Raw genomic sequence first — 13,281 nt, 5'->3', positions numbered from 1 at the left:
TTTTGTACACCATGAACAGACAAATCATGACCGGATCTTTATTATGCCTAATCGCCAGTATGTCCTGGGGGGCGATGTTTCCGGTTTCGCACATTGCATTACAACATATCAATCCACTGTACTTTTCGTTTTTGCGCTATTTATCGGTTACACTCATTTTAGTCGTGCTATTGTGGCTCAAAGAGGGACGGACAGCATTTCGCTTTGAGGGCAAGGGCAAGACGTTGTTATTCTTCGGGACCATGGGATTCACCATTTATAATATGGCCGTTTTCCAGGGACAGCACGCGATGGGGGCAGCAGGTACTCTCGTAGCCTCTATAATGGAAGTTCTAATGCCGATGATTTCCATTGCGATGGTGTGGATCATGACCCGTAAAATGCCTCCGAAATATACACTAATCAGCATGGTGATTGCGCTGGCTGGGGCTTTACTAGTGATCACGAACGGAAAATGGACCTTTTTCACGCTTGCCGGACAACATTTACTACCGCTGCTGCTTATTTTCGTAGGCGTCGTCGGATGGGTCGTATATTCCATGGGAGGCAGCCATTTTGCAGGATGGTCTACTCTTCGGTATTCAACTCTAACCTGCCTGCTGGGAACTCTCGTCTCCTTCGTAGTCGTCACATTTGCCTCTGCTTTCAACTGGATTGTGGTACCGGACTGGCAGGCTGTGTGGTCAGTTAAATACGAAATGAGCTTTATGATCCTGCTTCCAGGGCTAGCTGCCCTGCTTAGCTGGAATGCCGGAATCCGAAAGCTGTCTCCACTGAACGGAATTCTATTTATTAACTTTGTACCGATTACCACGCTGGTACTCATGTACTTCCAAGGTTATGTCATTAGCCGTTTTGAACTATATGGGACAGTGCTGGTCATTTTCGCACTGATTCTGAACAATATGTTTCAGAGAAGTTCGCTGCGTCCTTCCGACAGCTCACGGGATGTCCGTTTGCGTCTGGATCGCCGCAAGTCCTTCCAACGTTAACTTCTAACCCTGCAAACCAGAAATTATGCTAAACACATTAAAAAAGCGCCTGGATACAGAGTATAATCTCCTGTATCCGGGCGCTTTTTATCATTTTAGGATTTTCCTTCAACCTGAAAACGTCCAACCAGTTCGCGCAATTCCTCTGCCATTTGGCTCAGGTCCGCTGTAGATGAAGCAATTTCCTCAATAGAAGCGAGCTGTTGCTCAGCCGCTGCTGAGATCGACTCGGTGTTGCTCGCTGCCTCGTCCGAAATGTGGGCAATATCGCTCATAATATCTACGACACCTACAGTCCCCCGTGCCATTTCCTGAGTCACTCCGGTAATGTCATTGATATGTACCATAGCTCGTTCCACGGCCTGGCTGATTTCCGCAAAGGATTGCTCAGACGTGGTTACCGAATCAATGCCTTCCGTCACCCGTGTCCGCGCTTGATGCATAGCGCCCAGAGCATGATTCATATCCACCTGCATCGCTTCAATGCGCTCCGAGATCAAAGTAGCCGATTTCGCTGATTCCTCAGCTAGCTTACGTACCTCCGTGGCGACCACGGCAAATCCCTTACCATGATCCCCAGCGCGTGCGGCCTCAATGGACGCATTCAGAGCTAACAGATTCGTCTGTTTGGCAATACCGGATATAACGCTGATAATATTCACGATTTCACCGGAGCGCTCATTGAGAGAGTCCATGGCCTGTCCGAGATCATTGACAGTCTCGTCGATGTCATGCATCTTCTGGACAGCCTGCGTAGCAGCCTTGCTGCCCTCCTGAGCAGACTCGGCGTTCATCTTCACATGTTCAGATACGCCCACCATACGCTCGGATACGTTCGCTGCTTGCTGAGCAAGCTCCTCCATATTTACGGAGCCGTGCTTGACGCTCTGCACCTGACGTTCGCTGCCCACAGCTACTTCCTGGATAGCAATGGTGACATGCTCAATCGCTTGGGTTGTCTGATCTGCACCCGCAGCCAGCTCCTCCGCTGAAGAACTTACCCGATCTGTCGTTTCGTGTACGCTTCGAATCATCGTGCGCAAACTATCGACCATAGTTTGGAAGTGAGAAGACAATTCGCCTACCTCATCCGTTTTTCCAGTTTCCAAATCGCCCGTCAAATCTCCTTCACTGATTCGTTCTGCTGATTTTTGCAGCTTACGAATCGGTACCAGAACAGAACGGGTGATCAGGAAAATCGCGATAAGCGCAATCACCAATGAGGCAGCCAACACAAAAATGGTTACATAACGTATGGCAGCGGTGGCATCGCTAATCTCGGATTGATAGAAGGTACCTGCTATTTTCCAGCCGGTATCTTTATTCGTTACATAGTTCAGGTACTTCTCTTGGCCTTCATACACATATGTATACTGCCCGCTCTGCGCAGCATACATATCATTTATAAAGCTTGCATCAAGAGATGTACCCGGCTTAGCTGTAGGGTGGACTACAAATTTTTTCGTATGATCCAAAATGATGATATACCCCTCCTGGCCGACTTTGATGGAGGCCAGTTTGCGTACACTTTCCAGATTTAGAGAAATCCCGATAACCCCGGACTGGTCGGAAAGCGTCTGAGATACCACCACAACAGGAATACCCGATGAATTGATGATAACAGGGGTGATCGCTACCTTACCGGGTTGCTTCATCGCTTCGATGTACCATGGCCGTGTGCGAGGATCAAATGTCCCTTCGTCCTCCTTGGGCACCCCCCGAATCATCAGCCCGTCCGGTGTTCCAACAAAAATATCCGTCGCATCTTCGTGCAAGCCCTTGTATTGAATCAGTTTGGGCTGAATCAATGGGCTGTTTCGACCATCTATCATTGAGGCGTCCAGACGCTCCGCCAAATACTTCGCATCTTTAATTTTACTGGCGATTGCATATTCAATAATCGAGTTAGCCGTCGCTACACCCTGATTTGCACTGCTGTAGAGCTGTTTTTCCATAGCATTATATGATGATTTATAGGTCGCAATGGAAATACTTAAGCTCGGAATCAGCAAAACAAGCAAAAAGCCTAAACTTAGCTTGTTCCTGAGTGTCCATATAGTTTTTCTCTTTCGCGTTGTTCCCATGTTTTTTCCCCTTTGCTCATAAAACGATATATTTGAATTACATTCAGTGTTAGTTATATCGGTTGAAAGTAACAAATGATTTACAATAAAATTTCACAAAGGAGAAAAACAAAAACCGCGCCCTATGAGACTAAGGACGCGGTTATATGAACATTTAGACCTGTACGTTACTATTTTCAGCCTTTTTACGGCCAAATAACTGATCCACTGCCAGAAAACGTCCACCGACAAGCGCTTGCTGAAGGCTGGTGAACAGAATCAGCAGATCAAATTCAATCGAGCCAAAAGGCTGTCCTTTTTTAGCGGTTAGCAATACACCGATCATAACGATGGTCAATGCCGCACCAGCCAGTCGTGTTCCGATACCCAGAACCAGTGCAATACCCCCAACCAGCTCAACCGTGGCGACCACAGGAGCCATCCAACCAGGGAGTCCGATGCTTTGGAAGAAACCAGAGGTTCCGTCTAATCCCTGAAACTTTTGTGCACCGTGAACGATAAAAATAACCCCTGTAAAGATTCGTACCAACAACAATCCAATATTCATAAGCGTTTGATTCATTTGCTCATCTCCTTTTAAGTTGTATAAAAATCCTGTAACAAACTACATAGTGTAGTGTATTGCACATCGAGAATCGGGAGCGCGAAAAGCGCCACCCGTAGGAAACATTTCTTGTCCAACTAGATTAGCGCCAGTGCGAACATAAGTGTCAGCATCACTAGCACATAGCTGGAAAACATAATCGAACGCCAAGGCATTTGAATGACAGGTTCTTGCTGAGGGTCTAAAATACGAGAGATACGATAATTAATGGACGTTTCTGCAAACGAGGAACAAGCGGCGGAGTTTACCAGGCGAGTATTGGCAGGCGTCATACTCAGAAGCTTGAGCAATGCGCTCCCAATCCCAACTGGTGAACCAGCTCGATGAATCGCTTCGTTATCAGCCAAAATTTCACGGGCCGTCTTATAATGATTGGTAATGTGACGCAGCACCGGCAAGTAAAATAGCTGTTTAGCACACACTTGCAGCAACCAGGTCTTCAACGGATCATAATGTTTCATATGATAGGCTTCATGGTATATGACCGCTTCTTCCTCGTGCTTGTCCAGTACGGACAATAGTGCAGAGGACAATACAATACGTGGCTTCCATAATCCCATGGTGAAGGCGGCTGGCTTGGCATAATCAATGACCCATATCCGATCGGTCCCGAGTTCACGATATCGCTCACCCAGTGCTTCAGTCAGCGGCAGGTCACGCATTCGGTGCAGTCTGCGAAAAGCTGCCCTGGTAGCCATACACTGTCTGACTGCTTCTCCTCCGGCGATAGTGAAGGTAACGAGAACCAGCCCGCTGAGTGCATCCACCATATAGCCGATTCCGTAGTGCTGCAACAAGCTTCTGCATATTTGAAACACGTTATAATTCAATTTCCAGCCGAAAACATGCTGCCCGGCGTACATACCCATCTGTATAAGGGCGAAACCCGAAATCAAGGCGCCTGCTGTAAACAGTAATTTAGAACGTGTTTTCCACATCGTCTACATATCCTTTTTCCATTGTTTAATTTTTTGTTCCAGACGTTCGATCAACTTCGGATCGGCCACCTCCAGAGCATCAATCATATGATTGACAGCAAGCGGACCAAATTCATCAACCAATTCGTGACTCAGTCCCTTGGATTGCTCATCCATGAACTCATCCCTGCTTAATACTGGACGATATAAAGACGTTCTCCCACGTATACTCTTACTCAGTATTCCCTTTTCCACTAAACGGTTCATCACGGTCATTACCGTATTGAAGTTAAAGTCCCGATCCCCCTCCAACGCGGTCTGCACTTCTTTGATACTCCGATCCGAAGTGGACCATAAAATATCCATAATTTTGGCTTCCAGAGGTCCGAAAAATCGGTTAAGCCCGGTTTCGCCAGCTTTAAAATTCAGTCGTTTCATAAGAAGCACCTCACACTACCGATTGTAGTGTATATATCCGGATAAAGTCAACCGTCACACCTAATGTCAGTTTCTTCATGGAATCATATACAAACCGCCGAATGTCTCCATCCGGCGGAAATTCATCGGTATTCATAGCTTTTAGTTCAATCTGCCAATCTGTATCCTACACCTCTTACGGTTGCAATATATTCAGGTTCTGCAGGTCGATCATCCAGCTTCTTGCGCAAACTTTTGACATGCACATCTACAACGTTGCTGCCGCCTACAAAATCCGTCTCCCAGATATCGTGCATCATTTGCTCGCGGGAGATCACTTTGCCTTGAGCATCAATCAGCTTCAGCAGCAAATCGTATTCTGTTTTAGTCAGATTCAATTGACTCTCTTCTTTATATACCAGCATTTTATCTCGATCAATCCAGATGTCCTTGAATACCGTACGACGGCTGGCTTGCGCGGCCTGACGGGAAGCGGCAGGATGGCGTACAATCATCCGTTCAATGTCATGCACCATATGATTGGCAGCCAGCGGCCACACCAGCACCTCTTCTGAAGGAAGCAGCTCATGCGCATGTACAGACACCCGATCCTGAACCACATACATAACCGGTGTGTCTTTCATGTGTTCTACCTCGAGACGATTGCGGATATCCAGTAATTCACTCTGTGGTTCGGTGGCGGTCAAATCGTAAATCAACAGATCGCTTCCCAGATGACGCTGCACTTCAGGCTCCCAGCGATGAAAAACCATCACATCAAAACACGCATCTGACAACGTACGCACCAACCCATGAACTACACCCGGTACCGAACTGATCAGAATGATACGACGTGTAGTCGGACAATACAAAGGCTCATTGGAGGGAACGGTCTGCAACGTAGGTGTAGAGGGAGCTGCTAACATCGATGTCCAACTGCCCTTCACCCGTCTAGGCATGTCAGCCACTTTGAAACGATTCAATATCTGATTCGCTTGCTTTGACATTCCTTACACACTCCTCCGAATACGACATGGGCATGGGCAATATTATACCCCGTTTCATGCGCAACCGTGTCAATCCAATCATGTGGGACTTCACTCATTACTTCATCTACTCGGCCGCATACCTGACAAATAATATGCTGATGATCGTCCATCCGTCCATCATAACGACTAGCAGCTTCCCCCAGCTTCAATTCACGGATTAATTCCTTATCCGTCAAATAACGTAGGGAATTATATACTGTTCCATAGGCCAGATTATATCCGCGCTCCATCAACCGATTCATAACATCAGCCGCAGTAGGATGATCGTGGGCTTCACGAACCACATCATATACCGCTTGGCGCTGCGAAGTTAAATTTAAAGTTCTCATACCGCATCTCCCTTAACCAACGCAGATTATATTAATTACAAAATTACAATCACAATAAAGATCAACTTAGAATAAGTATAAATCTTAATTTATTTCAAGTCAATGGGATCGGATAAATTGAACGGCTTTGCAACACAATGTATACATGGTACATCTCAGCCCATACACATTGGAGGAATATTTTATGAAAATACTGTGGATATTCATTCTCTTTATGATGCTTATGCTCGGCACCAATCTGCTAGTGAACTGGCTATTCGGTACTCATACCCCGTGGGAGCCCATGGCATTGGCTTTTAGTTCTATGCGGCCATCCGAATATATCGTCTTGGCAGGAATGCTGCTCGTATTCTTTGTAACCGTGGCAAAAAAACAAATTGAGTACGGATTTCGCTTCCTTTTTTCACGATGGTCCCGTTTTCTGAAAGTTTCCGCTTCTTCCTCGGGTTCTAACTCTGCTTCGATGCAAAAGAGCGGCCAAAAAGAGCAGCAAGGGAAAGATGTAAACAAATAACGGATGAATATAAATAAACGATAATCGGCCAAAAGCAAGGTGCTCAATCATGCTGGGTGTTTGTACCTGTGACCACAGTAAGACAATGATCCCGACAAAAAGTAGTGTTTTCCGGTAGGGGAGGTTAAAAATATCGGAGATCCCGAGCACCGCAGCATAGAAGAACAGGGCAATTTTAAAAAAATCGCCGATAATCATCGTCATCAGAACAATCACATCCAGACGCTGTAAATATTCTGAAAACTGTACATTCCCAAATGTGCTGAGTAAAGGAAAGATGGAGCGCTGTGCAATGTCAGTGCCCATAACAGCCACATTTAGTATTGCGGCTTCAGCTAAAACGAGACCACCTACGATAATGCCCGCATAGCCTGTTCTGGCCATCTGCGACGTTTTTTCCAAATGGGGCACGAACATCATAAAACAAATCATTTCTGCGTATGGAAATGCCAAATGTTCCCTAATGGCTGAATGAAGCACAGATTTAAAGCCATGCTCCATCACCGGCGTCAGCTCATGCAAATGAATGCTGTCCGATAAAATCAACAGTACATTCCCCACAAAAATGACGGTCACCACTGCAATAAGCATTATTTGTCCTGTTCGAGCTAATACTTCAAATCCTAACCAAAGGACATACATTACGCACAAAACCATAAGGAAGGCAACGACCAGGTTGGGCGTTTGCTCCAGTACGGAAATACGAATCAGCTCTGTCTCATCGCGCAAATTCCCACCTGTTAGAAATAAAAAAAACAAAATATATAATACTCCCATGACTGTTCCACATGTATGACCGACCAATTCTCTAGCATAGGTTGTGAGAGGCTTACCAGGGAACGTTTCAGCTGTGTAGCAGTACATTCGGAACAATACCATACCCAGAATCATAGCAACGAGTTGAATAATCCATGTGTCCCGCTGCATATAACTATCCATATTAATGGTGACTGCGTTCCCAATCAGAAAATGAAACATAAGAATGAGCAGTTGTCCGGTGCTGATGTATGTTTTGTTTTCAAGACGATGACTCACGAGGCATACCCCTTTCTTTTTTTGTTGCGGATCTTTTTCAGCCATGACACCATAAGCAACAAGAAAGGAAAAAACACAGCAAATACCGGAAACATCCATTTCAGTACAAACTCGCCTGTTGCAAGATGTTCTTGATAACCTTGGGTCATCAACACGCAAGAAACAAGCATGATAAGCCCAAACGGCAGGATCAGTTTATGGTACGAAACACGCAATACATCTTCAGCAGCCTTAACCGCTGCATAATAGAAAATAAAAATTTTAAAAAAATCAAAAATAATGACAGTCATGACCCCAATTACATCCACTCTATCGACGAAATCTGATATTTCGACCTTGCTGATCATAGAAAGCAGCGGGTAAGTGGCCCGTTTGAATACGTCCTCCCCAAGCACAACCACATTTGACAGTGTAACAAAAGACAGGATTGCGCCTCCCAACAATACAGCGGTGACCCCAACCCCGTTGGCACGGTAGCTTTTCTTTAATGTGGGAAGGATCATCGCAAACGTGACCATCTCACCGTATGGCAACATCAAGGCTTGTGAATAAACAACCTCCCATATCGGCTGCCAGCCATGCTGGGCAATAGGAAATATATTGCTCATATGAACAATACCTGACAATAAAATCATGATATTCGTAGCGCAGCCCAACAGCAGCAGCAAGAATAACAGCATAAGTCCCGTCCGGCCTGCGACCTCAATTCCCAAATGCATCACATACATGACAAGACCAATCATCAGGACACAGACGATAGTTAACGGCGTATGCTGTAATGTCCGATCGGCAATCAGTATTCCAGTATCTCGAAGATCGCGTGCTCCGCCGTAAAGAAAAAACACAATATATAAAAAGGCAAGCACGCTCCCAGCAGTTTTGCCTAGGAGCACCTTGCAGTACTGTGTCATGAGCAGGTCGGGAAAGTGGCGGTGAAGGCTGCCGTAGCATAGAAAAAGTAGGGCTCCCAAACCTGTGGCGATAAGAATAGCAATCCACGCATCCTTGCCCGCATCTCTTCCGGGAATAGACATCATGGACGTCCCCAACTCAAACAGCATCATCAGGGAAATCATCTCTTTTGCGTCGATTTGTATCTTTTTCAATGCCTTCCCTCCTTTCCCGATTTCACTAATTGGACTCTCCCTTCGAATAAGGGTTAGTCCGTGACTGTGTATGCTTCAGTACCGAAGTCACCTGAACACGAACGGTGCTTTCTGCAAAATAGCGGTTCCATTCAGGTGAGAGTTTTTTCCACTGTTCAGGATGGCTTTTCTCCAGTGCATGGCCTAGGCCGAGTACATCACTACGGCTACGCTGAACCTCCTTAACCGTTGAAGTAATCACTTTTTTTGTTTCCTCTCCCCACTGTTTCTGCAAGCTATACATAACCTCTGGACTTTTTAAGTCAATCGAGCACTCGGCTTCCTGAATCGTCCCGGTCTGCTCCAAATTAATAACAAAAACCGGCTTCCCTTGCTCGATCAGACTGTGTACATGGGTTTTAGAATACAAGGTTTCGATTCCAATGATTTCACCTTTTTTGCCGCAGCTCAACGCGGTTTCAGCACTTTTCACCTTGTTATTCACCATAGATAGTCCCAACGCTTGGTCATCGTCCAGCCATTGGATGAGACGATCCTTCTGGAACACTCCCATACCCTTGATGCTAACAATCGCTTCGGGCAAAATACTATCCACGTTAGCCTTAAGGTGGGCCTGCTCCAAATTACCTTCTACTTCTACACCAGTAAGGACAGGGCCACTACCTTTATTGGACATACTCCGGATAACATCGTCTAGACTCACTGCGTAATCCCCGGCGTACATACGCTGGGACGCTTCCAGCTTACCCGAGATATCATTAGCAGGAATACGACCGATGGCGGTCATGGATGCCAGTACGTTCTTGGCCGTTTCACCGCGTGCTACCAGCATTTTCATCGTTAGTCGGGGCTCCGCAGCCCTTTCCAAATAATCCAACGTATCCCCGATACCACGTCGAGCCAGCTTTTCTCCAAAAACGACAATCCTCGCATGGGCCAGAGAAACTACCCGCGGAATCTTCTGTGAAGCTTTGCGAATTACTTGAAAAAGGTTGCTTCCCTTTTGCTGATACAGCACGACTGGGGTATTTCCTCGGGCCTTAGCCCCGGCAATTTCATCCGCTACGATAATCTGTAGGGAAACCTCATAATCCGATTCCCCATCCGCATCAATGCCTATAGCCGCGACTACTGCCCGCTGGTTCAACTCCACTGAATCCCAGCAGCCAGAGAGAAGCGGCATGACTAGTAGCCCCACCAAACTCAGCACCCATATTCTCCATTTAAAGGTTACTGCGCTTCGTTCACTCCCCTTCTCCAGATACACCCTGAGCGCCCCCCTCCCGCATCGGTGAAGTTTTATCGGAAGGGGAAATCCCGCTTCCATCCTTCATTCGTGTCTGATTCGTTGATGTAATACTTTTAGGACGTTTCCGCATCATCCAAAACGGCATTCGCAATACGGCATCCTTTTGACTCTCCAGCACAAAAGGACTGAAAGGGGCCATGTAGGGCACCCCAAAGGAGCGAAGGCTGTTCATATGAGCGATCAGCGCAATGAGCCCCAATGTAATGCCATACAGTCCCATAAATGCAGCCAGCACCATAAAAACAAACCGGAACAGTCTCCCGGCTACCGCCATGTTATATGTCGGAATCGCGTAGCTGGCAATCCCCGTCAGCGCTACTACAATCGTGAGCAGCGGAGTGACAATTCCAGCCTCCACAGCCGCTTGTCCCAATACAAGCGCACCGATAACGGATACCGTTTGTCCGCCCACACGGGGCATTCGAATACCTGCTTCTCGCAAGATTTCAAAGGTGATTTCCAGAATAAACGCCTCCAGAAATGCCGGAAAAGGAACGGATTCCCGCTGCGCTAGTATGCTGATGAGCAGTGGGGTTGGTATCATTTCATAATGATAAGTGGTTAAAGCGATGTAGAGAGAAGGCCCCAAAATCAGAATAATAAAGCTGATATATCGGATGAGTCGGACGACAGTCGCCATGTCGTAACGTTCCGAATAATCGGAAGAACTTTGAAAAAATTGAGCAAATACAGTAGGCATCACCAGTACAAATGGATTTCCATCCACAATGAGTGCCACCCGACCCTCCATAATGTTGCTGCTAATTGTATCTGGTCTTTCTGAGTTGTAAATTGTCGGAAATGGTGTGAGATTTTGATCCTGTATCATCTCTTCTACCATGCCTGACTCAAATATGGCGTCAATATTGATGGCTTTTATCCGTTCGCGAACTTCATCTACAACACTTGAATCTGCAATATTCTTCATATATAGTATGGCCACATTCGTGAGGGACGTACTTCCCACTTTGAACATCTCCATCGTAAGATCGGAGCTTTTAATCCGCCGACGTACAAGAGAGATGTTCGTGAACAGGGATTCCACAAATCCGTCCTTCGGCCCCTGGACGACAGACTGTGTGGAGGGCTCGTTAACCGCCCGCGTCTCTCCTCCACGTGTGCCGCATGCGATGGTTTTTATACAGCCTTCCAGTAAAATGATCGTATCTCCCATCAAGAGTTGTTCCATCATGGAATTCCAATCATCGCACTCCTTCACTTCACCCAGTTCCAGCGCGTGAGCCTGTATTTGATTGTAAAGCTCTTCTGCACTTTCCACCTCAGCAGCCACCTCGGCAGATGGGCGGCTAAGCAATGATTTCATGACGAGTTCATTCACCGTATCCGTCTTGACCATACTATCTAGAAATACAATAGCGGCGGGCACATCCGCCTTTAGTCCGACATTAAAACGACGAATCAAGAAGTCTGGGCTGTTTGACGTCGACTCCTTAATTTGCTGCAAGTTGGTATCCACATGAGCCTCGATCTTTAAAGAACGTGAAGAATTTTCATTATTCTTGTCCGCACCCGACTTTTTATTATGTTTGCGATAGGGATAGCGAATCATGAGCAAACCTCATCTCCAGTAAGGCAGCAATAGATACCGCCCATTTTTCCTTATTCTTGTATCTTTGGAGTATGCTCAATCTATTCCCAGTTATGCACCAAACACATGAACGAAACGTTATAAGCGCATCAGCGTAATAAATTTCAATAAATTCTTCATTTTCAAGCTTAATGTCAGTTTTTTTGATAAAATGAAGAAATATGCCTCTCGGGAGGGTTAGCATCTTGTTCAGTACGTTTTTTGTAAATACCTGTATCCTTGTCACCTTTTTGTACATAACTGGCCTCATATCACAAAGATATAAAATCCGTCTGCACACCTTGAAGCGTAAGATACATTGGATCGGAGGCGGCCTTTTTGGGTGCTATGGCATTGTTATGATGTACTATTCAATTCCAGTAGGATTTAATACGATTGCCGATCTTCGTCATTTGGCCATCGTAGCTACCGCAACGTACATCGGCGCCCCAGCAACGCTCATGGCTACCCTATTTATATGTGTAGGTAGATTATTGCTGTTTGGTATCAACACTCAAGCCATCGTAGGCGCTATTTTTATGATGCTCGTTGGGCTGGGGTGCGCTTTATTGTCACATCTGTCCTGGTCACGTTTACCCAAGCTGATGATTATGAACGTTTTTGCTATGGGCATTATATTCTGTTCCCTTATGATTAATTTGAAGAATCTTGATGATGTTCTTCACGTTTATCCGCTCCAATTATTCATATCCATGATCGGCGGATGTCTTCTGTACCTCATTGCTGAATCTATCAACACATCCAATGAGCTATTACTTCGACTGGAGCATACCTCCTACACAGACCATCTCACTAATTTAAGCAACAGAAGACAGCTTGAGTTTTCATTGGAAGAGAAGCTCCCTCAAGCTCGTCAACGTCATGAGCACTTATCTGTACTGGTGTTGGATATTGATCACTTCAAGGAAGTCAACGACACCTATGGGCATGCGGCAGGAGATGCAGTGCTGCGCCAGCTTGGGCAGATTCTAATGGAAAAATGTCGTCCTAATGATGTAGTCACCCGCAGCGGGGGGGAAGAATTCACCGTGCTTTTGCCAAATTGTGCTTTTCGGCAAGCGTTGCGAATAGCTAATCAGATTCTTAGTGGAGTAAATCAGCACGAGTTTATTTTAGCGGATGGTCTTGTTCTTAAGGTCACGGTGTCCATCGGTGTGACGACATTTCCTGGTACCGGGGAAGATATGTCCGGGGCAGCCCTGTTGGAGCAGGCAGATAAAGCACTATACGAAGCTAAAAATGCAGGACGTAACCGGGTTTGCTCATATGAAACATAATTTGAGGCATGACCATTTCATAGAAATAGCCGATACAAC

General features: G+C 46.1%; 13 protein-coding genes. 3 read left to right on the top strand and 10 right to left on the bottom strand.

Features of this window, described 5'->3' with window-relative positions; genetic code table 11:
- Positions 1–11 precede the first annotated feature (11 nt).
- Entirely contained in the window at positions 12–992 is a 981-nt protein-coding gene (locus NLX82_RS15010) for a DMT family transporter (protein ID WP_254348445.1), read from the top strand.
- Positions 993–1,087: 95 nt separating this feature from the next.
- On the opposite strand, the gene NLX82_RS15005 is transcribed toward NLX82_RS15010, so the two are convergent.
- From NLX82_RS15005 to NLX82_RS14980, 6 genes are all read right to left on the bottom strand, one after another.
- A complete protein-coding gene (locus tag NLX82_RS15005; protein WP_254348443.1) occupies positions 1,088–3,076 on the bottom strand; it encodes a methyl-accepting chemotaxis protein in 1,989 nt (662 codons plus the stop codon).
- A gap of 154 nt (positions 3,077–3,230) precedes the next feature.
- Positions 3,231–3,638 carry a DoxX family protein gene (locus tag NLX82_RS15000; protein WP_028540751.1) on the bottom strand — a complete coding sequence of 136 codons (408 nt, stop codon included), beginning with the start codon at positions 3,636–3,638 and terminating at the stop codon, positions 3,231–3,233.
- Between the two features lie 119 nt (positions 3,639–3,757).
- The gene (locus NLX82_RS14995; protein ID WP_028540752.1) at positions 3,758–4,618 is read right to left on the bottom strand and encodes a M56 family metallopeptidase; all 861 of its coding nucleotides are present in this window, start codon (positions 4,616–4,618) and stop codon (positions 3,758–3,760) included.
- 3 nt (positions 4,619–4,621) lie between these two features.
- Positions 4,622–5,035 (bottom strand): BlaI/MecI/CopY family transcriptional regulator, encoded by a 414-nt coding sequence (locus NLX82_RS14990; RefSeq protein WP_023990807.1) that lies wholly within the window; start codon positions 5,033–5,035, stop codon positions 4,622–4,624.
- A gap of 146 nt (positions 5,036–5,181) precedes the next feature.
- Complete coding sequence (locus tag NLX82_RS14985; RefSeq protein ID WP_254348441.1) at positions 5,182–6,021, bottom strand: winged helix-turn-helix domain-containing protein; 840 nt, start codon at positions 6,019–6,021, stop codon at positions 5,182–5,184.
- Complete coding sequence (locus NLX82_RS14980; protein ID WP_254348439.1) at positions 5,994–6,392, bottom strand: Fur family transcriptional regulator; 399 nt, start codon at positions 6,390–6,392, stop codon at positions 5,994–5,996. The genes NLX82_RS14985 and NLX82_RS14980 overlap by 28 nt, the downstream gene beginning before the upstream one ends.
- A 145-nt stretch (positions 6,393–6,537) precedes the next feature.
- Here NLX82_RS14980 and NLX82_RS27925 point away from each other — a divergent pair, with 145 nt between their 5' ends.
- Complete coding sequence (locus NLX82_RS27925) at positions 6,538–6,906, top strand: YczF family membrane protein (protein ID WP_483312059.1); 369 nt, start codon at positions 6,538–6,540, stop codon at positions 6,904–6,906.
- Here NLX82_RS27925 and NLX82_RS14975 read toward each other — a convergent pair.
- The 4 genes from NLX82_RS14975 to NLX82_RS14960 are packed head-to-tail and all read right to left on the bottom strand — an operon-like array spanning position 6,796 to position 11,926.
- The gene (locus tag NLX82_RS14975) at positions 6,796–7,941 is read right to left on the bottom strand and encodes a GerAB/ArcD/ProY family transporter (RefSeq protein WP_069080097.1); all 1,146 of its coding nucleotides are present in this window, start codon (positions 7,939–7,941) and stop codon (positions 6,796–6,798) included. The two genes, NLX82_RS27925 and NLX82_RS14975, sit on opposite strands and share 111 nt — an antisense overlap.
- Positions 7,938–9,047: a GerAB/ArcD/ProY family transporter gene (locus tag NLX82_RS14970; protein WP_068938994.1), complete on the bottom strand. Its 1,110-nt coding sequence runs from the start codon at positions 9,045–9,047 to the stop codon at positions 7,938–7,940. The genes NLX82_RS14975 and NLX82_RS14970 overlap by 4 nt, the downstream gene beginning before the upstream one ends.
- Positions 9,048–9,072: 25 nt before the next feature.
- A complete protein-coding gene (locus NLX82_RS14965) occupies positions 9,073–10,314 on the bottom strand; it encodes a Ger(x)C family spore germination protein (RefSeq protein WP_226887719.1) in 1,242 nt (413 codons plus the stop codon).
- Positions 10,292–11,926, bottom strand: coding sequence for a spore germination protein (locus NLX82_RS14960; protein WP_069080096.1), 1,635 nt, complete (start codon positions 11,924–11,926; stop codon positions 10,292–10,294). Before NLX82_RS14960 ends, NLX82_RS14965 begins: the two co-directional genes overlap by 23 nt.
- A gap of 224 nt (positions 11,927–12,150) precedes the next feature.
- Here NLX82_RS14960 and NLX82_RS14955 point away from each other — a divergent pair, with 224 nt between their 5' ends.
- Positions 12,151–13,242 (top strand): GGDEF domain-containing protein, encoded by a 1,092-nt coding sequence (locus NLX82_RS14955; RefSeq protein ID WP_023990814.1) that lies wholly within the window; start codon positions 12,151–12,153, stop codon positions 13,240–13,242.
- Positions 13,243–13,281 lie beyond the last annotated feature (39 nt).

Source organism: Paenibacillus sp. A3M_27_13 (assembly GCF_024213315.1).
Classification (GTDB): domain Bacteria; phylum Bacillota; class Bacilli; order Paenibacillales; family Paenibacillaceae; genus Paenibacillus; species Paenibacillus polymyxa_B.
The sequence above is the reverse complement of the archived record's forward strand: the minus strand, read 5'-3'. Positions and strand labels throughout refer to the sequence as shown.